The organism is Priestia sp. P1_B12_1 (assembly GCF_056406695.1).
The window spans coordinates 982,891-1,007,440 of the sequence record NZ_JBFTZR010000002.1 but is presented as its reverse complement, the minus strand read 5'-3'; the positions used below and the strand labels follow the sequence as shown (position 1 = coordinate 1,007,440).

25 protein-coding genes and 1 pseudogene are annotated in these 24,550 nt (G+C 37.4%); 7 read left to right on the top strand and 19 right to left on the bottom strand.

The window, feature by feature from the left end:
* Nucleotides 1–338 precede the first annotated feature (338 nt).
* From AC1D0Y_RS10595 to AC1D0Y_RS10580, 4 genes are all read right to left on the bottom strand, one after another.
* Nucleotides 339–1,790, bottom strand: coding sequence for a glycoside hydrolase family 68 protein (locus tag AC1D0Y_RS10595; RefSeq protein ID WP_477707557.1), 1,452 nt, complete (start codon nucleotides 1,788–1,790; stop codon nucleotides 339–341).
* Nucleotides 1,791–2,380: 590 nt separating this feature from the next.
* Nucleotides 2,381–3,841: a protein adenylyltransferase SelO gene (locus tag AC1D0Y_RS10590; RefSeq protein WP_098332354.1), complete on the bottom strand. Its 1,461-nt coding sequence runs from the start codon at nucleotides 3,839–3,841 to the stop codon at nucleotides 2,381–2,383.
* A gap of 272 nt (nucleotides 3,842–4,113) precedes the next feature.
* Entirely contained in the window at nucleotides 4,114–5,571 is a 1,458-nt protein-coding gene (locus AC1D0Y_RS10585) for a glycoside hydrolase family 32 protein (protein WP_477707572.1), read from the bottom strand.
* Between the two features lie 21 nt (nucleotides 5,572–5,592).
* Nucleotides 5,593–6,834, bottom strand: coding sequence for an MFS transporter (locus tag AC1D0Y_RS10580; RefSeq protein WP_028408125.1), 1,242 nt, complete (start codon nucleotides 6,832–6,834; stop codon nucleotides 5,593–5,595).
* A gap of 310 nt (nucleotides 6,835–7,144) precedes the next feature.
* Between AC1D0Y_RS10580 and AC1D0Y_RS10575 the strand changes: the two genes are divergently transcribed.
* Nucleotides 7,145–8,128 carry a LacI family DNA-binding transcriptional regulator gene (locus AC1D0Y_RS10575; RefSeq protein ID WP_477707556.1) on the top strand — a complete coding sequence of 328 codons (984 nt, stop codon included), beginning with the start codon at nucleotides 7,145–7,147 and terminating at the stop codon, nucleotides 8,126–8,128.
* 90 nt (nucleotides 8,129–8,218) lie between these two features.
* Nucleotides 8,219–8,428: an alpha/beta-type small acid-soluble spore protein gene (locus AC1D0Y_RS10570; RefSeq protein ID WP_013058452.1), complete on the top strand. Its 210-nt coding sequence runs from the start codon at nucleotides 8,219–8,221 to the stop codon at nucleotides 8,426–8,428.
* Between the two features lie 89 nt (nucleotides 8,429–8,517).
* Here the strand turns inward: AC1D0Y_RS10570 and AC1D0Y_RS10565 are convergent, their stop codons facing one another.
* The 3 genes from AC1D0Y_RS10565 to AC1D0Y_RS10555 form a co-directional block, all read right to left on the bottom strand.
* Nucleotides 8,518–8,718 carry a hypothetical protein gene (locus AC1D0Y_RS10565; RefSeq protein ID WP_028408123.1) on the bottom strand — a complete coding sequence of 67 codons (201 nt, stop codon included), beginning with the start codon at nucleotides 8,716–8,718 and terminating at the stop codon, nucleotides 8,518–8,520.
* A gap of 155 nt (nucleotides 8,719–8,873) precedes the next feature.
* The gene (locus tag AC1D0Y_RS10560) at nucleotides 8,874–9,095 is read right to left on the bottom strand and encodes a hypothetical protein (RefSeq protein WP_013056286.1); all 222 of its coding nucleotides are present in this window, start codon (nucleotides 9,093–9,095) and stop codon (nucleotides 8,874–8,876) included.
* A gap of 156 nt (nucleotides 9,096–9,251) precedes the next feature.
* Nucleotides 9,252–10,637, bottom strand: a complete 1,386-nt coding sequence (locus AC1D0Y_RS10555; protein WP_028408122.1) for an amino acid permease — start codon at nucleotides 10,635–10,637, stop codon at nucleotides 9,252–9,254.
* A gap of 461 nt (nucleotides 10,638–11,098) precedes the next feature.
* Between AC1D0Y_RS10555 and AC1D0Y_RS10550 the strand changes: the two genes are divergently transcribed.
* Nucleotides 11,099–11,830, top strand: a complete 732-nt coding sequence (locus tag AC1D0Y_RS10550; RefSeq protein ID WP_060747542.1) for a ZIP family metal transporter — start codon at nucleotides 11,099–11,101, stop codon at nucleotides 11,828–11,830.
* A 96-nt stretch (nucleotides 11,831–11,926) separates the two neighbouring features.
* Here AC1D0Y_RS10550 and AC1D0Y_RS10545 read toward each other — a convergent pair whose 3' ends face one another.
* Entirely contained in the window at nucleotides 11,927–12,151 is a 225-nt protein-coding gene (locus AC1D0Y_RS10545) for a hypothetical protein (RefSeq protein WP_060747541.1), read from the bottom strand.
* 220 nt (nucleotides 12,152–12,371) lie between these two features.
* Here AC1D0Y_RS10545 and AC1D0Y_RS10540 point away from each other — a divergent pair.
* Nucleotides 12,372–12,575, top strand: a pseudogene (locus tag AC1D0Y_RS10540) (KGG domain-containing protein); the annotation flags it as partial.
* A gap of 78 nt (nucleotides 12,576–12,653) precedes the next feature.
* Here AC1D0Y_RS10540 and AC1D0Y_RS10535 read toward each other — a convergent pair.
* The 3 genes from AC1D0Y_RS10535 to AC1D0Y_RS10525 form a co-directional block, all read right to left on the bottom strand.
* Entirely contained in the window at nucleotides 12,654–13,070 is a 417-nt protein-coding gene (locus AC1D0Y_RS10535; protein ID WP_060747540.1) for a hypothetical protein, read from the bottom strand.
* Nucleotides 13,071–13,302: 232 nt separating this feature from the next.
* Nucleotides 13,303–13,449, bottom strand: a complete 147-nt coding sequence (locus AC1D0Y_RS10530; protein WP_156602962.1) for a hypothetical protein — start codon at nucleotides 13,447–13,449, stop codon at nucleotides 13,303–13,305.
* 68 nt (nucleotides 13,450–13,517) lie between these two features.
* Nucleotides 13,518–13,658, bottom strand: a complete 141-nt coding sequence (locus tag AC1D0Y_RS10525) for a hypothetical protein (RefSeq protein WP_176547857.1) — start codon at nucleotides 13,656–13,658, stop codon at nucleotides 13,518–13,520.
* 217 nt (nucleotides 13,659–13,875) lie between these two features.
* On the opposite strand from AC1D0Y_RS10525, the gene AC1D0Y_RS10520 reads away from it, so the two are divergent.
* Nucleotides 13,876–15,549 carry a ribonuclease J gene (locus tag AC1D0Y_RS10520; protein ID WP_217599341.1) on the top strand — a complete coding sequence of 558 codons (1,674 nt, stop codon included), beginning with the start codon at nucleotides 13,876–13,878 and terminating at the stop codon, nucleotides 15,547–15,549.
* A gap of 227 nt (nucleotides 15,550–15,776) precedes the next feature.
* Complete coding sequence (locus tag AC1D0Y_RS10515; RefSeq protein ID WP_013056278.1) at nucleotides 15,777–15,929, top strand: YpzG family protein; 153 nt, start codon at nucleotides 15,777–15,779, stop codon at nucleotides 15,927–15,929.
* A 46-nt stretch (nucleotides 15,930–15,975) separates the two neighbouring features.
* Here AC1D0Y_RS10515 and AC1D0Y_RS10510 read toward each other — a convergent pair whose 3' ends face one another.
* The 3 genes from AC1D0Y_RS10510 to AC1D0Y_RS10500 all read right to left on the bottom strand — a co-directional run bounded on the left by AC1D0Y_RS10510 (nucleotide 15,976) and on the right by AC1D0Y_RS10500 (nucleotide 18,284).
* Nucleotides 15,976–16,116 (bottom strand): hypothetical protein, encoded by a 141-nt coding sequence (locus tag AC1D0Y_RS10510; protein WP_013082476.1) that lies wholly within the window; start codon nucleotides 16,114–16,116, stop codon nucleotides 15,976–15,978.
* A gap of 70 nt (nucleotides 16,117–16,186) precedes the next feature.
* The gene (locus AC1D0Y_RS10505) at nucleotides 16,187–17,530 is read right to left on the bottom strand and encodes an amino acid permease (protein WP_013082475.1); all 1,344 of its coding nucleotides are present in this window, start codon (nucleotides 17,528–17,530) and stop codon (nucleotides 16,187–16,189) included.
* Between the two features lie 127 nt (nucleotides 17,531–17,657).
* On the bottom strand, nucleotides 17,658–18,284 hold the full coding sequence (locus tag AC1D0Y_RS10500; protein WP_080781608.1) for a LysE family transporter: 627 nt from the start codon (nucleotides 18,282–18,284) through the stop codon (nucleotides 17,658–17,660).
* Nucleotides 18,285–18,450: 166 nt separating this feature from the next.
* Here AC1D0Y_RS10500 and AC1D0Y_RS10495 point away from each other — a divergent pair, with 166 nt between their 5' ends.
* Nucleotides 18,451–18,687, top strand: a complete 237-nt coding sequence (locus AC1D0Y_RS10495) for a hypothetical protein (protein ID WP_028408115.1) — start codon at nucleotides 18,451–18,453, stop codon at nucleotides 18,685–18,687.
* Nucleotides 18,688–18,824: 137 nt separating this feature from the next.
* Here the strand turns inward: AC1D0Y_RS10495 and AC1D0Y_RS10490 are convergent, their stop codons facing one another.
* The 5 genes from AC1D0Y_RS10490 to AC1D0Y_RS10470 all read right to left on the bottom strand — a co-directional run bounded on the left by AC1D0Y_RS10490 (nucleotide 18,825) and on the right by AC1D0Y_RS10470 (nucleotide 24,221).
* Entirely contained in the window at nucleotides 18,825–19,673 is an 849-nt protein-coding gene (locus AC1D0Y_RS10490) for an MBL fold metallo-hydrolase (RefSeq protein WP_060747537.1), read from the bottom strand.
* A gap of 153 nt (nucleotides 19,674–19,826) precedes the next feature.
* On the bottom strand, nucleotides 19,827–21,266 hold the full coding sequence (locus AC1D0Y_RS10485; protein ID WP_253352562.1) for an aldehyde dehydrogenase family protein: 1,440 nt from the start codon (nucleotides 21,264–21,266) through the stop codon (nucleotides 19,827–19,829).
* A gap of 316 nt (nucleotides 21,267–21,582) precedes the next feature.
* Entirely contained in the window at nucleotides 21,583–21,873 is a 291-nt protein-coding gene (locus AC1D0Y_RS10480; protein WP_060747535.1) for a putative quinol monooxygenase, read from the bottom strand.
* 203 nt (nucleotides 21,874–22,076) lie between these two features.
* Nucleotides 22,077–22,742, bottom strand: a complete 666-nt coding sequence (locus AC1D0Y_RS10475; protein ID WP_060747534.1) for a type 1 glutamine amidotransferase domain-containing protein — start codon at nucleotides 22,740–22,742, stop codon at nucleotides 22,077–22,079.
* Between the two features lie 258 nt (nucleotides 22,743–23,000).
* On the bottom strand, nucleotides 23,001–24,221 hold the full coding sequence (locus AC1D0Y_RS10470) for an MFS transporter (protein ID WP_477707555.1): 1,221 nt from the start codon (nucleotides 24,219–24,221) through the stop codon (nucleotides 23,001–23,003).
* Nucleotides 24,222–24,550 lie beyond the last annotated feature (329 nt).

Here is a 24,550-nt window from a genome sequence, read left to right as displayed (position 1 = left end):
TTATTTTCAGTTAACGATTGGAATTTTCTCTTTCAAAGAAATGATCATTCCCTACTACTACAAGCTATTTCATCTACAAGTACCCTCATGTCATACTAATCTATGAAAACGCTTCAAACCATTATATGTAAATATATTAAGTTAGTCAAACCTGCATGTCAACCGGTTTCATTCTTAAAGTTATAGTCTGTCTGAATGTTTCATTTTCTTTAAATAACTATCAATGTGTACACTGCTTTTTTATTTAATCAGCACTGCGGTTACAGCACATTTTTGATTAAATAATAAAACGAAAGAAAACAGCAGCAGTTACCGCCATTTTCTTTCGTTTTTAAAAATTATTTGTCCGTACTTAATTGCCCTTGTGGTAAAATACTGTTTTTCACAACAGCTGTTTTTGATCCTTTAATATTTAATAAGAAGCTAGGAGCAAAAGTAGAATGTTCCTCTGAATAGAAGCCTCTGTTTGTCATGTAACTTGTAATTACGACATTGTCTCCTTTCACTTGTGGAACTGCAAAATGTGAATACGTAAACGTTTTGTCATTAGGATCGAGGTCCATATGTAAAACAAGTCCTGTATCATTTAGCGGCTTGTATTTTCCTGTCAGCGTATTTGATACGTATCCTAGCATATATACGTCATCTTGGCCGATACCATCAATCGTCATTTTAGATCCGCGAGAATCTGTAAATAAGTACCATTTTCCATCTTTTTTAAATACATTTGCGCGTTCAATTTCATCTGTCACCGTGTTTGAAGTAATCAGTGGATCCATTACTTTTTTCAAGGTATAATCGTTATTTAGTTCAACAATACCTAATGCACCGTTTGCTAAAGAGGCTTTCTTTTTATTAGAGCTCTGCAGTAATTTCTCTTTTTCTGATTGGAAAAATGGATTATTTCCACCGTAGTAAGCTCGATTGTAAAGGGAATCTTCACCTTGATAACCATCTTCAGTTCCTGTGTTTGCTTCAAATACAAGGTATTTATGCCCTTTATCCTCTACATAGTGAGGATCTCTCAACGTATGATTATCTCCTGAACCATATGCGCCTTCGTCAATAAACTGCTGAATATTTTGATACTTTTTACCATCACCATCAAAAATGGATTTATGATCTTCAACACCTTCAATTTCTAACGTATCTCCACTCGGCTGGGATACATTTACTTGAGCCGTTGTTAAGGTTTGTTTTCCATAGTTTGTACCTGAAAAGTTAGTATAGAATAAGCGTATTTTTCCGTCTGATGTTAAAGTAGCAGATCCTGACCATTCTTGTGTTTGCATTTTCAAATGAGGATCATTCGGTACGAATTTGTCACTGTCTTTGAACACTCTTCCTGCATTTTTCCAACTGTCAATCGAATCTTCACCGATTTTTTGATAAAACACATAAATAGATGTATCATCAGCATCTTTCGGATCACCTGCTAGTGCAAATACAACTTGGTAACCATGATAGTTGGCTACTGTTCCGTCAGCATTTTGCAGAGGCCAGCTGTCCCATACGTCTAAATCAATTAAATTGCCCGATTTATCGTACCCTTTTGCAGAAGCAATATTTTTGATTGTTGATTTATCAAAAGCTGGAACTTTAAACTGTTCGCTTTTTTGCTGCTGAGGAATTTTCAGCATGTTATCACGCGTAATATGGGAAACTCCATAATTATTGTTGGTATCTTTATGATTGCTTTCAGCAGCCCATGTTTGAGATCCAGCACCTACTAACAGAGCTGTAGCAAAAGATAAAGCTGTAGTTTGCTTTGCGATTTTCTTAATATTCATCTGTTTTTCTCCCTTTTGTATAATACCTTTTCTTGTGTCACTCACAAGTAATTCATTTTCTATGTATCGAGAAGTCATATCAATCTGGCGAAATAACAGAACCGGTTCCATTACCTTTCCAAGATTACTTGCATAATATTGAAAAGTCAAATAGGTAAAATGGAGTGATTATCTCATTTTTCTCCTCTTATATTTTTCATTTGGTTATAAAGTCTTAAACCTTCAATTTTTTGATTAAATAGGCAAATCCATCGTCATATTTAACCTGCTATTTTTTTATAAACTCTTCTACAGCTATTAAAGTAGACCATTTTCAAAAAAATATCGTTAATGTATTTTTTGTGAAATAGTGGAATAATTTATTATATAGTAGTTCCTATTGGCAATAATGAGAGACCAAAGAATCAGATAATCACTTTTTATTTTGATTCTTTTATCCTGTTAAATTTTATGTAGATTTTTGCAAGAAATCGCTATCATTTTAATGGATCAATAATACATTTTTCAGAAAATCAAAAAGAGCTCTTTATAAAGAGCTCTTTTTGATTTCGTTTATCCTGTTTTTAAATACCAGTTCTTATTTAGGCAGATCAAGTTCCACAGTAAGTTTGATAAGGCTGATTAGACGGAGCAGACGGTGTACAATACTCTGGCTGACCCGGAGATTCATATGGGCTAGAAAGCACTTCAAGAAGGGTTTCCATGACGCTGTAGTCTTCTTTTTGTGCTGCGTCTAACGCTTCTTCCACTCGGTGATTTCGAGGAATGACAGCCGGATTATTATTTTTCATAAGCTCTTGTGACTCCGCTTTAGATTGTTGTTGTCTACCTAGTCTTTGCTGCCATAGCTCATGCCACTGTGCAAACTCTTTGCTTTCAAACAAGTCACTATTTTCTAGCTTCTCGAAAGTTAATGCACGAAACGTATTTGTATAGTCAGCTTTATAGGTTTTCATTATTGTAAGAAGGTCTTGGAATAATGCTTCATCTTCTTTTTCTTCGTTAAAAAGCCCAAGTTTAGCCTGCATACCAGCGAGCCAGTTTTCCCGATAGAATTTTGGAAATTCCGTCACGGCGCTTTGCGCTATTTCAACTGCTTTTTCTATATCTTGATCCAATAGCGGTAATAAAGCCTCAGCAAACCTAGCAAGATTCCACCCTGTAATGCCTGGTTGATTTTGATAAGCGTAGCGCCCTTGTACATCAATTGAACTAAATACAGTTTCTGGATCATAGGTATCCATAAATGCACATGGTCCATAATCAATTGTTTCTCCGCTAATTGTCATATTATCCGTATTCATGACGCCATGAATAAAACCAACAAGCTGCCATTTAGAAACTAGCTTAGCGTGACGCTTAATCACTTCTTGAAGCAATGATAAATATTTTTTTTCATTCTTTTCTATATGGGAAAAGTGACGTTCTAATGCATAGTCAGCTAAAGCTTGAAGGTTTTCTACCGTTCCCCATTTTGCAGCGAACTGAAATGTGCCAAAACGAAGGTGACTGGAAGCTACACGCGTCAGAATCGCCCCGGGCAGTTCTTTTTCACGAAAAATGGATTCGCCTGTTGTTACGACTGCTAGGCTCCGAGTAGTTGGAATACCAAGAGCATGCATGGCTTCACTAATAATATACTCACGCAGCATAGGTCCTAGAGCTGCCCGTCCATCTCCTCCGCGGGAATACGGAGTTCGGCCTGAGCCTTTAAGCTGAAGGTCTACTTTCTCACCCGAAGGCGTAACTTGCTCCCCTATCAGCATAGCCCGACCGTCTCCTAGCATGTTAAAGTGGCCAAATTGATGCCCCCCATAAGCTTGTGCAAGTGGGAAAGCACCTTTTGGGACACTGTTTCCAGCCAAAATGCTAACTCCTTCTGGGCTTTGCAGCTGTTCCTTTTGTAACCCTAGAGATGGGGCTAAAGAGTCGTTAAATTTAACTATTTTAGGTGAACTCACTGGATTAGGATCAAGAGGCGTAAAAAAGATGTTTGGTAACTCCGCATAGCTATTACGTAAATTCCATCCTGTTTCTTTTTGATTAGTCATCGTATCTCCTTTTCTTTTTGTGTCTTAAAACATAATTTTTTCTTTACTGATCGTTGTTTTATAAGCGCAGTAGCCTTGCTCTATCCTACTTTCTTCTGGGAATCTTAGAGCAGGACAGTTTCTCTTTCATTCATTATCTCTTTTACTATTATATCGTATTTGCTCGTACTTTTAATCTAAAGTGCCTTATCCATTTATATACCTCCACTTTGTTGACGAACTATTAAATGCTCAAAAAAGAAGAAGTATTAATATACTTCTTCCTCTGTATTTTACCCCCAAATATCTTTTAAATTCCAATACGTTAACTCTTTTACGATTACGTTTCCTCCTTCAGTAAATAACTCAATTCCGAGCCTGCTTTCTTTTGGATAAATACGGCTCGTCATGGTCGCTTGTCCTTCGTTTGCAAATACTTCAATGGAAGAACGGTCCACAAATATTCGTAAAGCTAGTGTCTCACCTGCTTGTAACGCTGCTTTCCTCACTCCATCTTCTTTTCCCGAGTGAGTACAGTCAAGCAATAGCTTTTGCTCATTAAGGTTGTAACACATCAGCGTTTCTTCGTTGTTTATTCCACGAATTTTTATTCCTACCGATGAAGCTTGGCAGTCCGATAAATCAAATACAGCTTGTATCTCTAGCAAGTCTTCATTTACTTCTACTACATAGCTGTTAGAAAGAGCTTTATTGGTTAGCATATTATACTGAGTTTTCCGAAGTGATGTAAGCTCTTGGACGGGGTTCATCAACACTTTATCCCCTCTTAAAGTTAGTTCTCTCGGAAGCGTTAGCGCACCGCACCATCCATCCTCTTTCGTTGGCATATTAGCTTCCCACATGTCCATCCAGCCAATTGCAATTCGCCGCCCTTTATCATCTAAAAGTGTTTGAACAGCGTAAAAATCGTGGCCGTAATCTAATTCAGTAAATGACCCGTGATGAAATGTATTGGTTTCATAATTATATTCTCCAACTAAATATCCCGTTTGGAAAAGGTTGTGATAGGAATCACCTTTTGCTTCTATCCCTTGAGGAGAAATCATTAAAACGTGCTTTCCGTCTAACTCAAAGAAGTCTGGACACTCCCACATATATCCTAGATCTCCATCGCTTTTAGCAAGAACACCAACATATTCCCATTTTCGTAAATTTGAAGACCGGTATAAGATAACACGTCCCTCTTTTTTCTTTGTTGAGTTTCCTAGAATCATATACCAGAAATCTTCGTACTTCCATACTTTGGGGTCTCGAAAATGATGAGAACTATCTGCTGGCGGCTCAGCAATAACTGGGTTGGCCTCTGCTTTTTCAAAGGTAATGCCGTCTTTACTAACAGCTATATTTTGGTTTTGAAAAAAAGTATCCAGCTCTTTGTCTATATAATTATGTCCTGTATAAATTAACGTAAGCTCTCCTTCGTTATCCACGGCACTTCCAGAAAAACATCCATCTTTATCAAATGGATCTCCAGGAGCTAAAGCAATCGGCAAGTGCTGCCAATGAACAAGATCTTTGCTTTTGACATGCCCCCAATGCATCGGCCCCCAATTCTCGTCATAAGGATGATGTTGATAAAAAACATGATATTCTCCTTTATACTGAACCAACCCATTCGGGTCATTAATCCAGTTCGCTGGCGCCATAATGTGATACCCTAACCGATATTGATGATTCACCTTTTTCTCTGCTTCATTTAATGAATGTTGAGCTTGCTCGATTTTATTTATCGTTAACATCATCATATCCCCCTATATAATCTGCGTGTTTTCTTGTACATCTTTTCTTATAAATCTATGTTTTTTAGAGTTTAGTAATGTAAACATCGAAATAACGTTAAATACCAAAACCATACCTCCCATAATTAAATAGGTACGGGAAAAACCTACGCCATCATATAATCCTCCCGCTATAGGTGAAAGAACTGAAGCACCTATTTGTGAAGCAAATTGGAATCCAACCAAATAAAGTATAGAAGATAGGCGCGTGTCAAAGTTAGCTGCCAAATATTTAAAGATGGCAATGAGCATAATAGGAAGTTCTAATGCATGAATAAGTTTCATCGACGATATTCCGATTGGACCAACAACAAGCCCTGACCCAATAATACGAAATCCCATTAGAAACCCTGCTAAAATTAAACTGTTTTTTGCACCGATCTTATTTACAATAAACGGTGCTGCGAACATCATTCCAGCTTCTAAAAATACTTGAAACGAATTTAAGTAGCCAAATACTTGGTTACCTATCGATTCAGTAGGAAACAAAGATGCATAATAGATAGGAAATTGCTGATCGTATACCCCATATACGCATGTAACGCCAACAACATAAATCATAAAAAACCAAAATTCCTTCAATAAGAATAAACTGCCTACATCTCTCAGCGTGACGGATTCAGCCTTTTCCATTTCATAGCTGCTCATTTCTACCTTTACAGAAAAAATAATAGCCACTAAGATAATCGCTGAAACAGATGCCACCCAAAAATTAATGTGAGGATTAATATTAAATAATTGTCCTGCAAAAAACGTAGCTGCAGCCCAGCCTAATGAACCCCACATTCTAGATTTTCCGTACTCAAATTTATATTTTCGGCTGACTTTCTCTATGTAGGTTTCAATCGCTCCGATGCCCGCCAAAAACGCCACTCCTAAATATAGTCCTCCAATAATAGCTCCTATCAACACATTGTATTGAAGTAAAGGTCCATAAACAAAAATATAAAATGGTCCTACAAACACTAAAAGACAGCTAATAAAAAATAAAATGTGTTTCTTTAAACCTATCCTGTCAGATATATATCCGTACAAAGGCTGCATACACAAAGCAAAGATAGCGTTCACAGAAAAGATTAAGCCTGTTGCTGATCCGTTCAACTTAATCTCTTGCCCTAACCAGATAGAAAATAAAGAGTAGCTCGACGACCACGTAAAAAAGAAGAAGAAAAAATATGCACTCAGCTTCCAATATAAACTTTTTGAACTTTTCATTTTAGTTACCCCTTTAGCTTAAGATATAAAATCTTTTATCTAACAAAATGAAAGCACTTTCAAATTTGATTTTATGTCAACCGGTTTCACATTTTATATTAAAAAAAGATTGTATTAGGCGGAAAAGTGGGCTTTGTGGTATGTTTAAATTGTTTAATAAACCGTTTACAATCCTTATATAGATTTTTATCGCTCAAAAGAAAACGAACAATTAGAAAACTATTTGCTTGATTGCAATTTATTTTAAGCCTTTTACATGTCTGATATATACTATAAAAGCAATGTTTTGGAGAAATTAGGAGGAAACTAGATGAAAGCCAAGATTAGTGATGTAGCAAAAATTGCAGGTGTTTCACCGACTACCGTTTCTCGTGTATTAAATAACCGTGGTTACATAAGCAAAGAAACACGAGAAAATGTTTATAAAGCAATGAAAGAAATTAATTATTTCCCAAACGATATTGCACGTTCATTATTTAATAAGCGAACAAATTTAATCGGTATGATCGTCCCGCAAACGAGCAACCCTTTTTTCGGAGAGTTAGCCTTTCACATTGAAAGTATATGTGCTTCCCTTAACTACAAAGTACTTCTTTGTAACAGTCTTAATCGAATTGATAAAGAAAAAAAATATGTAGAGATGCTCATCAGAAATCAGGTAGATGGTGTTATTGCCGTTACTTATAACAGAGGTATTTTTGATTCAGAAAGTCAAAGTCTTCCTGTGGTAGCAGTGGATCATTATTTATCAACAGATATTCCTACCGTATCTTCTGATAACTATGCTGGAGGAAAACAAGCCACGGAATTGCTCATTTCAAAAGGTTGTAAGCATATTGTTCATATTAACGGCCCCCTTAAACTTGAAACTCCAGCTAACTTAAGAAGGAAAGCTTATGAAAACGTGATGAAAAAGGACGGAAAACAGCCTATCACGTATGAAATTTCAAATACCTTTGACCGCAACATTCAGCGAGAAACTATTTCTAAGGTTTTTGAAGAACATCCGGAAGTAGATGGTATTTTTGCAAGTGATGACTTACTTGCAGCTTTAGTAGTTGCGGAAGCACAAAAAAGAGGAAAAAATATCCCAAGAGATTTAAAAATCGTGGGCTATGACGGAACGGAGACCAGTCAGACTTTGTTACCTGGTCTAACTACAGTTCAACAACCCATCGAATCGATTGCTCAAACAGCCATTGATATTTTACTAAAAGAAATTGAAGGAGAATTCAGCAATATACCTCATGAAATCTGCCTTCCCGTTAAGCTTCTAGAAGGACAAACAACGTAAAGATACGTTTTTTATAAAATAAATATCAGTTTGTTGTATATTCTCCTTCTTTTATTCACACCTTAACGTTACAGAAAGGAGTTGAATACAATGGCAAACAACAAAAGCAGCAATAATAATGAATTATTAGTATACGGAGCTGAACAAGCAATCGATCAAATGAAATATGAAATCGCTAGCGAGTTCGGAGTAAATTTAGGAGCTGACACTACTGCACGTGCAAACGGATCAGTAGGCGGCGAAATCACAAAACGTCTTGTACAATTAGCTGAGCAACAACTTGGCGGCGGACGTTTCTAAGACAATTTCATACACACCATGACTTAAGGAAGAATGGAGATCCATTCTTCCTTTTCATATATTTACTTTCCATCTTTATATAAAAATTATTATTCTTCCTCCTCTTTACTGACTGATTTTGTTTTTCCTTTCTTTAGTACAGCGCTGATTCCTAAACAACAGACAGCTGCTATCCATCCGGAGATGAGAAAATAAACGGAAGTATTTGCAAAGAGTGTGCCTATTAAAATAAACAGCCCTCCGAGAATAATAAAAAAGACGTGACCCTCACTATTTCTTTTCACCTTCATCACCTCTCCCTACCTATATAAACGAATGTTCAGATACAAAAGAAACTTCTTGATAACCAAGAAGTTTTCTTCGTGTGTTCTTTTTTAATAAAAAGTAAAGGTGTTTTCTTTTTATTTATTCAACGAAACCCCTCAATATTCTTCTCAACTACATGCTATTCAATAATTTCTGCGGTTTTATACTCTTTCATAAATACATCAATAACATCTCCTGCTTCTTCGTTCTCCTCCTCCATTTGAACGAGTATTTCGTTTTGTGCATTTACCGAAAGGATTCTGACATCCGACATTCGGTTTATATCCAGCTGCAGTTCCAAATCTCGGGCAACTTCATCAGCTTTTAGTGAATCTTTAATAATATATCTGTGGCTTCTCATAACAATCGCTCCCTTTACGTTATATGAACGAATATAGTTTATCCAAACTATCAGCGTACAATGACATTTTTCTTGTATCTTTCATTTAAACAAAACAAAAAAACGGCTTTTCTCAGCCGTTTTTTTGTTTTGCTTTTCACTTATGAAAATGCATAGTTATTTCTTTATTTGACCGTTCTCTGTATCAGGTATCATACGCTTATTTATTCCGAATGCGTAGAAACTAACGACAACAAGAGCAAGGAAAATAATTCCTACGATAAGTGAAATACGCGTTTCATCATTAAACCACATGCCTACAAGCACCATTAGTAGAAAGGCAATAGTTACATAATTCGTTACAGGTGCAAAAGGCATTTTGAAAGGATGACTATCCATTTCAGCACCTTTAGCTTTACGGAAACGAATTTGACTGATAAGAATGATGAACCAAGGAATCATTCCCGGAAGCACGCTCGCACTGTATACATAAACAAATACATTAGGTGGAGCGATGTAGTTTAAAACAACACCAATTACCAATCCAATCATAACAGCGAGTGTGCTATAAATTGGAACGCCGTTACGAGAAATTTTTGTGAAGAATTTAGGTGCTTGGCCGTTTACGCCAAGTGTATAAAGCATGCGTCCTGCACTAAAAATTCCACTGTTACAGCCTGACATCGCTGCTGTAATAACAACAAAGTTAATGATACCTGCAGCTGCCGTAACACCAACTTTAGCAAATGTAGATACAAATGGACTTCCTAAAGAATCTAATTCATTCCACGGATATACCGTCACGATAACGAAAATAGCTCCAATATAAAAAATTAAAATGCGCCAGATGATGCTTTGAATTGCGTTTCTTAACGTTTTTTTAGGGTCCTTTGCTTCACCAGCTGTAATACCAATTAGCTCGACTCCTTGATAAGCTGCAATAACAAGAGATAGTGCAAAGAAAAAACCTGACCATCCGCCTGCAAAGAAGCCGCCGTGTGCCCAAAGGTTTGATAATCCAATGGCGTCTCCCCCGTTTCCAAATCCGAAGAAAATCAACCCGAGCCCTGCAATAATCATCAAAATAATCGTTACAATCTTAATCATCGCAAACCAAAATTCAAACTCTCCAAATGATTTTACTGAAACTAAGTTTGCTGTGCCTAAGATCAACATGGCGATAATACCTGGTACCCAAGCAGGTAGATGTGGGAACCAGTAATGCATATATGCTCCTACCGCTATAATTTCAGACATCCCTACGATTACAAATTGAAACCAGTTGCTCCACGCAGCCATATAACCTGCTAATGGATGAATATATTTGTGGCCAAATGTAGCGAATGAACCTGTGCTTGGTTCCATGTACAGCATCTCGCCCATGGCACGCATAATAAAGAAAATAAACATTCCGCAGATTGCGTAAGCAAGCAATACCGATGGACCTGTCCATTGGATGGTGCTTGCTGATCCCATAAATAATCCAACGCCAATTGTTCCGCCTAGCGCGATCATTTGAATGTGACGGGATTCTAAACCTCTTTTTAGCTCTTTGTCTGCCATTCCATTTCCTCCTCCTAAACTTGTTATAGCTCTGTTAGGAAAGATACTTTTTGTGTCTGATGGAACAGCTATCGCTTTTAAAACCTTCCATTTTTATCTAGTACCTTTACAACTAAACTATTTTTTCTATTTTTAGCTATTCGACTGTATAATTACTTATTTTATAATAATAAATTTCCCTCAGAAATACAATTGTTTTTTTCAGAAAAACACTTAACAAAACCTTTCACCTTTATTAAATCAATCATCTCAGTGAAATATTTTTTTATTTAAGTATAATTTAAATTTTATGAATATTAAAAATAAATATAGACGTAGAATACTGGAACACTCTATTTCTTAAGGATAACGAAATGAAACCGCTACTTGATCGAACAAATTCCTTTCTTCTCCCTTTACGTTTTCACTTTCTCTACTTAGGGAAAGTATCAATAGAAAATAGAGATGAGGAGGGATTTTTCATGTGGCAAGCTGCGATGTGGGGCGGAATTTCAGGATCAGCTGTCCTTCTTGGTGCTTTGGCAGCAGTTTTTTTGCCTATCGGCAAAAAGATAATTGGTTATATTATGGCTTTTGGGACGGGTGTATTAATTGGAGCATCTACCTATGAGCTGCTTGGAGACTCCGTTCATAGCGGCGGGTTAAAAGCTACTTCTCTTGGGTTCCTTGCAGGTGCTATTGTTTTTACTTTTTTAGACTATCTAATTTCACGCCAAGGAGCGAATAAAAGAAAGAGGTCTACAAAACAAATGGCCGCGAATGGTTCTGGAATTGCTATATTTATAGGAACCGTAATGGACGCAATACCAGAGTCCATTATGATTGGGGCTAGCTTAATTGAAAATGCAACCGTTAGCTGGCTTCTTGTTATCGCTATTTTTATAAGTAATATTCCTGAAGGACTGTCCAGCACGACCGGTCTAGTGAAAAGCGGATTCTCTAAAAAGAAAATTTTTTTACTATGGGCAGCTGTTTTGTTCATTTCAGCTTTTAGCTCATGGACAGGCTTTGTTTTTTTAGATCATGCATCTGAGACACTTATGGCTGCTATTGCTGCTTTTGCCGGCGGTGGCATTATTGCTATGGTAGGTTCTACAATGATGCCAGAGGCCTATGAAGAAGGAGGGTCTATTACAGGATTGATTGCTGCACTTGGATTACTTGTTTCATTGATACTGGATCATTTTTCTTAATCGTCTTCATACTACTTCTATCGTTTCCAAGTAGAAAACAGAAAGCCTTCTACTTGGAGACATTTATTTCAATCACATTATTATGAATGTGTCTTCTTAATAAGTAAAATCGTAGTTTTCTTTTATTTCCCGAGTAAAAGCTTTCCAATCCGTAGCTTCAAATTCTGCATTGCGTGCTTTTAACTCCTTTTCCATTCCTTGAATCTCTTGAACAGCTTCTATAGTTCTTTCACTTCCTGGCCCTACTCTCCAAATTAATTCTTTGTATTCTTGTATTTTCCGTCGCAGCGAAGCGGTATCTATTTCTACATATTTTGACATGTTTCTAAGCTCCTTTTTCTTATTTCTCTTAACCATATCATATTTTATATAAAATTTTTTAAGATTAATTTCAACTTAATAAATACTACTATACAGGGCTTCGTGGTCTGATAATTTTGAGAAAAATCTAATTTTTAGAAAAAATATAAAATAACCAGTTTAATCCTTTTTTGACCGGGAAGACAGACTATGAATTCAAATTTATTAGGAGGGATGCAAGATGGCAACTAATAAAAAGAATGAAAAAATGAGTCGTGAAGAAGCAGGAAGAAAAGGTGGAAAAGCTACTTCCAAAAATCATGACAAAGAGTTTTACCAAGAAATTGGTGAAAAAGGCGGAGAAGCTACTTCCAAAAATCAAGGTAAAGAATTTTACGAGGAAATTGGAAAAAAAGGCGGCAGATCCAGCAGCCAGCGTAATAATTAACTAGTATTTGAAGTATATAAACAACTCGAAGAAGAAAAGTTCCTTATAGTACAAGTCACAGGAACTTTTCTTCTTCTAACTAATCTTCTCCATCTCTTTATGGTAATGGGCTAACGATTGATCTTTTATGAATGAGAATAGTTCTGAATTAATAAAAGGAATCAATTTCTCTCCTATCTCCCAAGCATTACATTCAATTCGATACAAAAGACCTATATCGTCTGTTTGATCAAACTTTGCACTCAAAGATAAAAGTTCTTCATCTAGCGCATGACCTAATTCGTGAGCTAAAATAATCCATTGATAAGATTCTAAACACTCATTTGAACCAAACAAGTGCTGACACTGTATGTTAATATCTTTTTCATATAAAAAAATAGAATGTGTGCTAGGAACGTACTTTCCGCCTACACACCGCGTTCCAGGAAACTCATCTTCAATAACTAGCTTTATTGTTGGATCTACTCCATGAACAAAATCATGTAAATTCATAAAATCCCCCACTTCTTTTCTCCAAACTTTAATTTTTCTCAAAAAATACATGTACAGGTTTACCATTATACATACGTTTATCTAAAATAACGTATGTATGTTTTTTTTTCAATATGTACAGGGCTATGCATACAAAAAAAGCAAGCATAGCTGCTTGCTTTTTTTGTATTAAAGCGGTGCTTCAACTTTTATATTGCCCGCTTATCCTTACAGTTTTATATGTAGAATTTTATTAACGATATCGACTCGAATATTCCAGAATGCTGCGCAGCATTTGACGTGTACTCTGTGATTCATTTGTGCGTTCTTTATATTCAAGAGGACGACTAGGAGTTGACTTATTTTCTTCTTTATATTGAGAACTTTTGTTTTCTGACACGTTTTTTCACTTCCCTATCTCTATTTTATCAAGAGCAGCTCAAAGCTGCTCTTTTGGTTGTCATTCTTTTATTTGTTGTGACGGCTTACTTTTGATTTTTGAAGCTCATCTGTATGAATATCGTTTGATAAAATACTTTTATTCACATTATCGACAGCAGCTGCACTGCTGCTGACTCCTTGGTTTTTGCTTTTATTTTGTTTACTCATTCCATCCACCTCCATGTGTAACGTCTATATTTTATGGAATTATAAAAAGAAAATAAGAGGTAGTATTAGGAAAATGACTTTCTTTTCTTTTTACTTGCACCCCTCTTATTAAATAAAAATAAAATCTCCATATTTAACAGAATGCACCAGAAATAAATGTTCATACTAAGAGTAGAAATTCTGCATATTCATTTTGAAAATATAGGAGGAAATAAGTGTGAGTACAAATAGAAACACACTATCCATTTTTGCTTTAGGCGGCATTAATGAAATAGGAAAAAACATGTATGCCGTTCAATATGATGATGACATCATTGTAATTGACTGCGGCTCTAAATTCCCTGACGAAAGTTTATTAGGAATTGATTTGATTATACCTGATATTACATACTTGCAAGAGAATCGAGAAAAAGTTCGAGCACTGGTTGTTACGCATGGTCATGAAGATCATATTGGAGGCATTCCTTATCTTTTAAAACAGTTGAATCTTCCAATTTATGCAACAAGCCTTACCCTTGGATTAATTGACATTAAACTCCAGGAACATCAATTATCTGCTGAGACGGAGCTTATTGAAATCAACGAAGAGTCGGAAATTATATTAGGCAATATTCCGCTTACTTTTTTTAAAACGAATCACAGCATTCCAGATTGTCTCGGCATTGTCTTTCATACCCCTGAAGGAGCTGTGGTGCATACCGGGGATTTTAAGTTTGATTTAACTCCTGTTAACGACCAATATCCAGATCTTCATAAAATGGCGAAAATCGGCAGTGAAGGTGTACTCGCTTTAATATCAGAAAGCACAAATGCTGAACGCCCTGGATTTACGCCTTCAGAAAAGCTAGTTGGCAAACATGTAGAAGAAGCTTTTCGTAAAGCAAAGCGAAAAGTGATTATTTCTACTTTCGCCTCCAATGTTAACCGCGTACAGCAAATTGTAGATGCAGCGATTAAAACGAACAGAAAACTTGCGCTGCTAGGAAGAAGTATGGTTAACGTTGTATCAGTTGCGTTAGAGAAAGGTTATTTAACCATTCCTGAAGGGATGCTAATTGAACCTTATGAAGTACATTCACTTGCGCCTGAACAAGTCGCTATCCTCTGCACTGGAAGCCAAGGCGAGCCGATGGCCGCTCTATCTAGATTAGCCAGCGGAAATCACCGACAAGTAGAGATTCTTCCTGAAGACACGGTCATTTTATCAGCAGGACCTATTCCTGGCAATGAACGTAATATCTCTCGTATTGTCGACAGCCTTTTCACACTGGGGGCTCATGTGATTTACGGTTCAGGAAGCGCAACAGGTATGCACGTATCAGGACACGGCTATCAAGAAGAGCTAAAATTAATGGCTACATTGATGAAGCCAAAGTATTTTATCCCGATTCACGGTGAGTTTCGAATGCTTCATCACCACAGCTTATTAGCAGAATCCGTCGGGGTGGAAAAAGAGAACATTTTTATTATAAATAACGGTGATATTGTTGATATCAAGGGCGGAGCAGCTGTTCAAACAAGAAAAATCCCTGCAGGTAATGTATATGTAGATGGGTTTGGCATTGGAGATGTTGGCAACGCGATTTTACGTGACCGCAAACAGCTTTCAGAAGATGGTATGCTGGTTATTGTTATTACTCTGAATAAAGCGGAAGGGAAAATTGTGTCTGGTCCAGATACCATTTCACGAGGCTTTGTTTATACCAGAGATTCAGAGCAGTTATTAAAAGATGTTAACCGACAAGTGACTAAAATTGTAAATCAATTACAAAAAGCTCATGTTCATCAATGGAGCATTATGAAAAAAGAAATCAAGACAACGCTTGGCCAATTTCTATATAACCAAACCAAAAGAAGACCTATGATCCTTCCTGTCATTATTGAAGTATGATTACTCCACTAAAAAACTGCCTTAGTCCCCACTAAGGCAGTTTTACTTTATAAATCCGAAGCTTAACCTAAAGTTAGAAGTTGCCCTTTATAGTTTATGAATAGGCACTCCCTTTATATGTATGGTTAAAAGTGTTAGGTGTATTTCTTCTTTTTTATCCCATTCTATAAGAGAGATATTTCACCGTAAATATCTTGTGAAAGTATCCTATCCTTGAGGTGATTATGATGAATGATAAAAATCAAGTAGATCAGCATTCAGAACTATTCCGCCACAACTGGACGAGACCGAAGCGTTCAAAGTCCCAAGTAAATGGACATACAGAGATGTCTCAAACGAACATCATCTTGCGAAGTAATGCAAAAGCTCATCGTTGGTAAGGATGATACACTTCAACAAAAAAAGACGCGAACGCGTCTTTTTTTGTTATTGGCCGTCTGCCCCGCTTTGAGTTATCTTGCGAATATGACCATCTTCATAATTATTTTCTCGTAGCGCTTTCGCTTTGTCATCTACTACTTGTTTTTGATCTACTTGTGAAGAAGGAGTCTGCTTGTTTTTTGGCATGTTCATAACCACCTTTTATTTTTGTAATTGTACAACGTGCATAGTGTCCCTCATAAAGATTAAATATATGTTAGCTAGCGGCTTCTTCTTCTTTCCACTTATGGCGCAGTTTTAAAATAACAAGGCTTATAACAATTAGAAAGCCTAAGCTTGCAAAGAAACCTGGCCTGCTTGCAGATTCTAACAGCGTACCGCTTACTGCTAGCAGGATTAATAAGAGGCCAACAGCTTGTTTTACTTTATCCCAAACGGTTTGTTTGATTAAGCGATGAAAAGAAATTAAAATAAAGAACCAGTTATAAATCAGCATCAGTCCCGCTGCTGTTGTAATGTACTCATAAATTTTCCCGGGCAATAGCAAGGAAAGAACAATAGAAACAATTAATCCTGCCGTTGTTAAAAGCAAGGCCGGTAAAGGAAACTGCAGCTTTTTCTTTTTTTGCTTTGAAAACAATGCAGGAGCATCTCCATCTTCTGAAAGAGTGACAATCATCGTTGTTACAGAAAAGAAAGAAGCCGACATTGTTGAAAATCCAGCGATAATCATTGCTCCATTAAAAACATGAGGAAAAAATGGAAGATGGTATGTTTCTAAAGCCGTTATAAATGGACTTTGATTTCCATGAAAATCATGAAATGGCACAATTAAAATAGCTAAACTCAGTGAAGCGATATAAATAATTCCAAGGAGAATAAGCATACTTCTACCTGCTTTCGGTGCGTCTTCTTTTTTTTCTAAACGAACCGTCATGATCCCCATGACTTCGATTCCGCCGAAAGCATAAAAGGCATAAAGCAAAGCGCCCCATAAACCTAAAAACCCGTGGGGAAATACTTCACTTATCGTTCGTGGCATCCCTTGTTTGGCACCTTCGTCTAAAAATCCAAATAAAGCGAGACTAGCTAATACAATAAACATTAAAATGGCAGCCACTTTTGTGACAGCAAATACATTTTCCATTCGTTCAAAGCCTTTTGTTCCTATTAATACAACAGCAATGCCTAAAACAGCATAAATAGAGGCAAAGACCCACAGTGGAATACCGTCAAACCAAAAACGTGTAAAAAGAGATAAAGCCGTGAGCTGACTCCCCATGATCAGCATCTCTGAACTCCAGTATACCCATCCGCTGCTAAAGCCTGCCCATCTTCCATAAGCCTTTTTAGCATAGGAGCGAAACGAACCTTTTTGAGGATCTTGAGCACTCATTTTAGCAAGAGCGTCAAATACAATAAATGTACATACTGCTGCTAGTAAAAAAGCAATTAATACAGAGGGACCCGTGGCTTTTATTGCAATACTTGATCCTAAAAAATAGCCTGTACCGATGATGCACCCTACTCCGATTAAAGACAGCTGCCACCATTTTAATTTCCCTTCAACTTGACTTCCGCAGCCTATTTTCTTTTTCATACTATCACTCCTTACACCTCGATGTAGTGTGTGATAGTTTGAAAAATTTATGCGCAAAAAGAGGCAGCTTTTTACTATTTTTCAGCAGATAGAAAACGCTTTAAATTCAGTTCTGCTTTCTCCCCTTTTAAATAATGAATTGCTGCACAGCTTGCCAGCCGAAATATATACCAAATCCTATTAGAGAGAGGCCGGATATAACGGAAACTGCAGTCAAAAACGTCGCTGCTAAATACCTGCGAAAAGTGCTTGCTAAAGCTGCCATAGCAATATCCCAGCATAAAATCCCTGTAAAAATAGCACAGCTGTATAAAATAAGCTGTTCTGTTTCGTATGTATTAGCTGTTTTGGCTAAAACAGAGCCATAAATACCGAGCCAAAAAAGAATAGTAAGGGGGTTTGTTAATGAAATTAAAAAACCTGAAAAAAAACATTTTACGACCGAATCTCCTTTTGCATTCCGATGCTGTGTAATTTTCCCTGCGCTCATCAATCCTTCAATACCGGTATAAATTAATACGAAGCATCCAAACGAAAAAAGAAACGTTTTCATAAAATCGCTGCTTAAAAAATGAACGGACCCAAAATAAACTACAAGCATATAAAGAGCGTCAACCGATGTTGCCCCTATCCCTAAGAACCAAGCATGTAAAAAACCATTTTTAATTCCTTTATCAAGCTGAGCGGCGTTGATAGGACCGATTGGTGCGGCTAACGATAGCCCTAATAACATATAACTGAAAAAAGCTCCCACATGCATCCCTCCCTGCTTCTGAGGTTTTATAAATTGAACTATGATAAATGTATGCAGCCTGCTTAGCTTGTACTACGTAATTTTTATTTTATTTCTAAATCCTTTTGTATAGCTGCGAAAAACCAGCGCATGTTAACTGTAAATACTATACAGAAGGATGAGAAGCATGAATTCATACACTCATATTAAAGAAGCATTACAATTAGCTGAACAGGCAGTTTATCAAGGACAGATGAATTTGAATGGAGCTAATTTTCAAAATGCTCAAATGCATTTGACTATCGTTCAGCAGCAAATTAATGAACAAAAAGAAGCGGCGTCTAGTGATAAAGAATTAAAACGAATGGAAGAGCACTTAAGACATTTACGAGAAGCGCAGCAGGCTATTCAACAAAATTTTTAATAAGGGTAATAACAACCTTTTTTCACTTTTATACGAAAAATTAAAAAAGCTCTACGAACTCACTGAGTTCGTAAAGCTTTTGATCTTCACCTGCAGCTTTTAAGAGCTGCGTAAAGAGTAAACTTTTTTCTTTAGCCTTATACATACTTTCCATAATCCGGACGAGCAATCTCATCAAAATTCTTCGTAAGCTTCAATAAATTAGTTGAAAGCCATTCTCCGGAAACTGGTTTTCCATGTCCGGTCACCGCCACAGACGGATGCAGTGACTGAAGCACTTCAACTGATCTTTTAGCAGATGCCCAGTCCGTAGTTAAATAACGAGGAGGACCGCTAATTTCCAATTCTTGCTCTAGTACATCCAGTAAATATTCTTGCTTAGTGGTAACAAAAGCATCCCCAGCGATAAGCGCAAGATCCTGCTTTCTAAAAAGAGAAATATGTCCTGGAGAATGACCAGGGGTGTGAATCCATTCCCATTCCGGCATATGAGGTACAGAGCCGTCGGCTGGTAAAGCTTGCACATGAGAACCTAAATCAATGGCTTCCGTTGGAAATAGCGGAGAAAGCTTTGCTACAAGCCCGCCTTCGACTGTGCCGTCTGGTGTGGGATAATTTTTTTTACCCGTCACATATGGAAGTTCAAGCGGATGTGCATATACCGGTATTTTCCACTTCTCCACTAATTCAATAATAGATCCAATATGATCAAAATGTGCATGTGTAAGAATAATTGCTTTTGGTTTTTTTTCTTTTCCAAACCTTTCCTCTGCCTCATTAATAATCATAGAAGCCGAGTTAGGCATGCCTGCATCAATAAGGACAAAGCGATCGTTCTTGGCTGGATTCCCTATAAAACATACGTTAACAATCTGTGTAGTATAGCTGTAGATATCCGGCGCCACTTCGACTCCTTTTCCACTGGCTATAGAGCTCATGGGAATGAAACTTTCCGTTGATGAACTTCCGTGCATCTCTCTATTCAATTTATAATTCCCTCCTTTAACGTGTCACTTCATATATGTGCTACACGTTTATGCTATCCACCTTTGCTTTCGTTATTCTTTTTTTAACTAGCTCTCTTTTATGTATCCATAAAAAAAGAAAGGAGAAGAACTCCTTTCTTTTTTTTACATCAATTATACTTTTGCCGGAACTTTAACGCCCATGATCGCTTTTGGCTCTAGATATTCTTCGATACCAAATGCTCCCCATTCGCGTCCAATACCAGATTGCTTAAATCCACCGAATGGTGCAGCTCTGTCTTGCTTGGCATCGTTAACAATGATTTGACCAGCTCTAATATTTTTAGCAACATAGTCAAGTGTTTCTTGGTCTTTTCCGACCGCATAGCCTGCAAGTCCATAAATTGTATCATTTGCAATTTCAAGAGCTTGCTCTAGATCATCATACGTAATAATAGTTGTTACAGGTCCAAAGATTTCTTCTTGTGCAATAACCATATCATTTGAAACGTCAGTAAAGACTGTCGGTTTAACAAAGTATCCTGTCTCTAAGCCGTCTGGTTTGCCCGTTCCGCCAGTAAGAAGTGTTGCACCTTCGTCCATTCCTTTTTTAATATAATCCTGTACGCGATCCCACTGTTTTTCCGCTACGAGCGGTCCAGTTACGTTGTCTTTATTTAATGGATCACCAACTGGGAATGATGGTAAAACCTTCTTCACTGCTTCTTCAAATTTTTCTTTCATAGAGGCAGGAATGATAATGCGCGTTGCTGCCGTACATACTTGCCCTGTATTCATTGCAATGTGTGAAACTGCTATTTTAGCCGCTTCTTCTACATCCGCATCCTCTAATACAACTAGCGGTGATTTCCCGCCTAGCTCAAGCGCTACTTTTTTGATTGTTTTAGCCGCGTTTTGCATAATTTTCTCGCCTACAGCACCTGATCCTGTAAATGATACAAAATCAATGTCCGGGTGAGAACTAATACCGTCACCGATTGTGCTTCCCGTTCCGTTTACAAGGTTAAAGGCACCTTTTGGTACACCAGCTTCATCAATGATTTCTGCTAATATCATCGCTGCATACGGTGTAAGTTCTGATGGTTTTAATACCATTGGACTTCCTGCTGCGATAGCTCCTGCAATTTTAGTAGACGTCTGATTCGTTGGGAAGTTCCATGGTGTAATAAGTCCGCTTACTCCAATAGACTCTTTCACGACCTTGTAGCTTCCATGATCTTTTTCAAATGTGTAATCTTCAAGTGCATTAGCTGCTTCTTTAAAGTGGCTAAGTCCCATTTCATAGTGAACTTCTTCTGAAATCTTTAAAGGAGCGCCAAGCTCTTCAGTCATAACTTCAATAAGCTCCTGTTTACGCTTTTCATATCCTTTTGCAATATTGCGAAGCATTTTAATTCGCTCTTCTTTTGTTGTTCTTGAAAATGTGGGAAGAGCTGCTTTAGCTGCTGCCACGGCTTTATCTAGATCTTCTTTTGTGCCTAAGCTAATTTTACCAATTGATTTTTCAGTAGCAGGATTGATCACATCTGACGTTTCGTTTCCTGTTGATTCAATCCATTCTCCATTAATAAAGTGTTTTAAATTTGTACGCATTGATTTGATCTCTCCTTTTAGTTTGTTAATTGTTGAACTATCTCATCTAGTTTTTATCTACCCGCCTGTCTGCTTCTCAAACACCGCTTCTATTATTTTTTGTTTCTTTCACTGTCTTACCCCTTTTCCAATCGGCTTTTCCCAGCTGCAATTATTTTTCCTCATCGCTTACCCTTCTGCGTGATCTCACTAAATGAAATCTGCATTCACCATAACCACAAAAAAATCCGAACGAGTTTGATTCTCCATCAAGAATCTCGGTTCCTCGTTCGGATCTTCCTTCAACTAAAACACTTTTATTCCCCTTCTTTTTGTATTAACGTACTTCTTGTAAACGATGTACCGCTCTGCTTTCAATTAACAGTTCTGTTTGCTGTCTGTATTGTTGATAGTGAGGTGTTTCAATGTGAGCTTCAACATCTTCTTGGCTTTTCCATTTCTCATAAAAAACAAATGTGCCTGCTTTGTCTGTATCCTGGTGGAGAGTGTATTGAATACATCCTTTTTCTTCTCTTGATGGTTTAATAACTTTTACTAACTCTGATCGAAGCTCTTCTTCTTTTCCTGGCTTGGCTTGCAAAATGGCGTTAATAATAATTTCTGACATCGTTTTTCCTCATTTCTTTAAAAATATTCTCCATAAAAAGCTTCCCTCTTTTTGAATTTATTACACTGACCATCATATTTTTTGTATGATGATTGATTTCTCTAGTTCAAGCCGGCAAAACATACATTTTATCCACATCGATCTTTCTTGATGCTGTTCATAAAAAAGCCTGTAGGCTTATAGCCTACAGGCTTTTTTACATCTTATTTCAATAAGTGTTTCACGACTGCTTTAGCTACACTGATTGTTGACTGAGGATTTTGACCTGTTATTAGGTTGCCATCTGCTTGTACATTATCTGTCCAGTTTGGAGCAGTTACTACATTTGCACCAAGTTCACGCAGACGTGTTTCCAAAAGAAACGGCATGAAGCGGTCCAATGTTGTTTCACGTTCTTCATCATCTGTAAACGCAGCGACATCTTTTCCTTCGACCAACGGCTTTTCATCTGATAATGTAACACCTACTAAGCCTGCGGGTCCGTGGCATACAGCGGCTACTACTTTGTCTCCTTCGTATAGTTCACGAATTAAAGCGTGGAGCGTTTGATTATCTGGCAGATCAAACATTGTGCCGTGACCGCCTGGTAAGAAAATAGCATCGAATTTAGCACTGTCTGTAATTGTATCAAGTTTTAGGGTATTCTCTAGATGCTTAGCTGTATTTAAGATTTCTTGAGAAGTCTCTCCTTCAAGGCTGCGAGCATCCACCGGCGCTTTTCCTCCTAGAGGACTTGCTACAGTAATCGTAAATCCAGCTTTTTCGAACTCTACGTACGCTTCACCAAATTCTGAAAGCCAAAGGCCTGTTGGATGATTTTCTTTCATTTTGTCAGCCGTTGTTACGACCATTAATATATGTTTAGACATAGTAACGTCCTCCTGTAAATAAAGATAGTATTTTCTGTTTCCGCTTTACACACCCTATTGTAAGAGAGGAATTACTATAATACAAATTAGAAAATATCTGCTTATCCATAAATATTTTTATAGATAATGTGTCTTTGTTAATAAAGCATCTGCAAAAAAACAAACGTATTTCTGAATTTATTTTTTATACACTCAAAAAAACCGCCCTTTTGAATAAGCGCGGTTTTTTCCAGAAAAGCATAGAATCTATCTTTTATTTTAAAGAGCAGATTGAGCGTTCATTTGTTTCACTTTCTTTTCTCCCGTTCTTTTAAGACTTACCATAAAAACAAACGAAATACAGTACAACCCCGCCAAGTACGTCATCGCTACTGTCATATCATAGCTTTGCAAAATATAGCCGACAAGAATGGGTGATAACCCTCCGAGCGCTCGCCCAAAGTTAAAAATGGTGTTCGTTGCAGTGCTGCGCACTTCTACTGAATAGTGGCTGCTGATCAATGCTCCGTATCCCGCGAACATTCCGTTTGAGAAAAATCCGACCACAGCTCCTCCTATAAGCAGCCCTGCACCTCCTTCGGCATACGAGTATAAAAATACCGCACAAGCTGAAGCAAGAAGAAAGATTCCAAAAGTACGTTTCGATCCAAAACGGTCCATAAATTGACCAAATGTTAGCATGCCTATAATCATTCCCACGGCTGTACTGATTGTCCAAAGAGCTGAACTTGAAACAGAGAGGCCTTGTGATTGCTGAAGCATAGATGGAAGCCATATCATCAGTCCGTTATAGCCTGCAATTTGGACTGTAGCCATCACTGCCAGCGAAATAGTCGTCATCGCCGTCCTAGGCGTAGCGAATAATTGACGAAGCTTACCATTATTTTTAACAACCGCTGTTTTCTCTTTTTGAGCTTTTAGCCACTCAGGAGATTCGTTTAAATTTTTTCGTACGATAAAAGCAAAAATGACGGGTATAATTCCGACAAAGAATAAGGCTCTCCATCCGAAAATCGGTAGGATCAGAGAACTTAAAAGCGCCGCAAGAATAACTCCAAATTGTGCGCCAACACTAACATAAGATGAAGCTCTTCCCTGCTTATGTTTCGGCCACGCTTCTGCAACAAGAGCCATACCGATTCCGTACTCTCCTCCAGCCCCAATTCCAGCAATAAATCGTGAAGCATACACTTGTTCAACATTTGCTGCAAAACCTGTTAATGCCGTTCCGATTGCAAATAAAAGAACCGTGTAGGTAAAAACCCGCACTCTTCCAAATTTATCTGCTAAAATTCCGAAGATTACGCCGCCTATGAGCATTCCTATATTTGTAATAGAAGAAATAAGTCCACCTGTTGCTAAATCAATGTGAAATTCAGCAATAATCATTGACATAGCAAACGAGATAAACATAATGTCCATCCCTTCTAACGTCAAACCTGCTACTGATGCTACAACTGTCTTGTTACGATAATTCATGTTGTTCCACCCTCCAGTGTATTCTTTCCGTATCAACGCTCTTTCTTTTTTGAAGGAATGGATAAATAACATATCTCCATTCTCTTTTGAAGCCTCTCTGGACTTCGTTTAAAAGAGGTAAGTAACACATAAAAGCCCTTTTGTCGCAGAGGGCAAAAGGGCACAGATAGGCATAGAAGCAGTAAATGAGTGATCCGTCCTTTTCGGCCTCTCTGGACCGTCTTAAAGGCAGTTATTATATTAATTATTATGTTAACACGCCGCACAGAACCTTTCAATAAGAAAAATATCTTCTTTAAAGCAGCTATGTACATCTCTCACTTTTTATA

Coding starts and splice junctions, on each gene's coding strand:
- AC1D0Y_RS10515 (WP_013056278.1), top strand. CDS start 15,777: ATGAATGATAAAAATCAAGTAGATCAGCATTCAGAACTATTCCGCCAC.
- AC1D0Y_RS10505 (WP_013082475.1), bottom strand. CDS start 17,530: ATGAAAAAGAAAATAGGCTGCGGAAGTCAAGTTGAAGGGAAATTAAAA.
- AC1D0Y_RS10575 (WP_477707556.1), top strand. CDS start 7,145: ATGAAAGCCAAGATTAGTGATGTAGCAAAAATTGCAGGTGTTTCACCG.
- AC1D0Y_RS10595 (WP_477707557.1), bottom strand. CDS start 1,790: ATGAATATTAAGAAAATCGCAAAGCAAACTACAGCTTTATCTTTTGCT.
- AC1D0Y_RS10525 (WP_176547857.1), bottom strand. CDS start 13,658: ATGAGTAAACAAAATAAAAGCAAAAACCAAGGAGTCAGCAGCAGTGCA.
- AC1D0Y_RS10565 (WP_028408123.1), bottom strand. CDS start 8,718: ATGAAGGTGAAAAGAAATAGTGAGGGTCACGTCTTTTTTATTATTCTC.
- AC1D0Y_RS10510 (WP_013082476.1), bottom strand. CDS start 16,116: ATGCCAAAAAACAAGCAGACTCCTTCTTCACAAGTAGATCAAAAACAA.
- AC1D0Y_RS10590 (WP_098332354.1), bottom strand. CDS start 3,841: ATGACTAATCAAAAAGAAACAGGATGGAATTTACGTAATAGCTATGCG.
- AC1D0Y_RS10580 (WP_028408125.1), bottom strand. CDS start 6,834: ATGAAAAGTTCAAAAAGTTTATATTGGAAGCTGAGTGCATATTTTTTC.
- AC1D0Y_RS10550 (WP_060747542.1), top strand. CDS start 11,099: ATGTGGCAAGCTGCGATGTGGGGCGGAATTTCAGGATCAGCTGTCCTT.
- AC1D0Y_RS10545 (WP_060747541.1), bottom strand. CDS start 12,151: ATGTCAAAATATGTAGAAATAGATACCGCTTCGCTGCGACGGAAAATA.
- AC1D0Y_RS10475 (WP_060747534.1), bottom strand. CDS start 22,742: ATGTCTAAACATATATTAATGGTCGTAACAACGGCTGACAAAATGAAA.
- AC1D0Y_RS10495 (WP_028408115.1), top strand. CDS start 18,451: ATGAATTCATACACTCATATTAAAGAAGCATTACAATTAGCTGAACAG.
- AC1D0Y_RS10470 (WP_477707555.1), bottom strand. CDS start 24,221: ATGAATTATCGTAACAAGACAGTTGTAGCATCAGTAGCAGGTTTGACG.
- AC1D0Y_RS10570 (WP_013058452.1), top strand. CDS start 8,219: ATGGCAAACAACAAAAGCAGCAATAATAATGAATTATTAGTATACGGA.
- AC1D0Y_RS10555 (WP_028408122.1), bottom strand. CDS start 10,637: ATGGCAGACAAAGAGCTAAAAAGAGGTTTAGAATCCCGTCACATTCAA.
- AC1D0Y_RS10480 (WP_060747535.1), bottom strand. CDS start 21,873: ATGTCAGAAATTATTATTAACGCCATTTTGCAAGCCAAGCCAGGAAAA.
- AC1D0Y_RS10485 (WP_253352562.1), bottom strand. CDS start 21,266: ATGCGTACAAATTTAAAACACTTTATTAATGGAGAATGGATTGAATCA.
- AC1D0Y_RS10560 (WP_013056286.1), bottom strand. CDS start 9,095: ATGAGAAGCCACAGATATATTATTAAAGATTCACTAAAAGCTGATGAA.
- AC1D0Y_RS10535 (WP_060747540.1), bottom strand. CDS start 13,070: ATGAATTTACATGATTTTGTTCATGGAGTAGATCCAACAATAAAGCTA.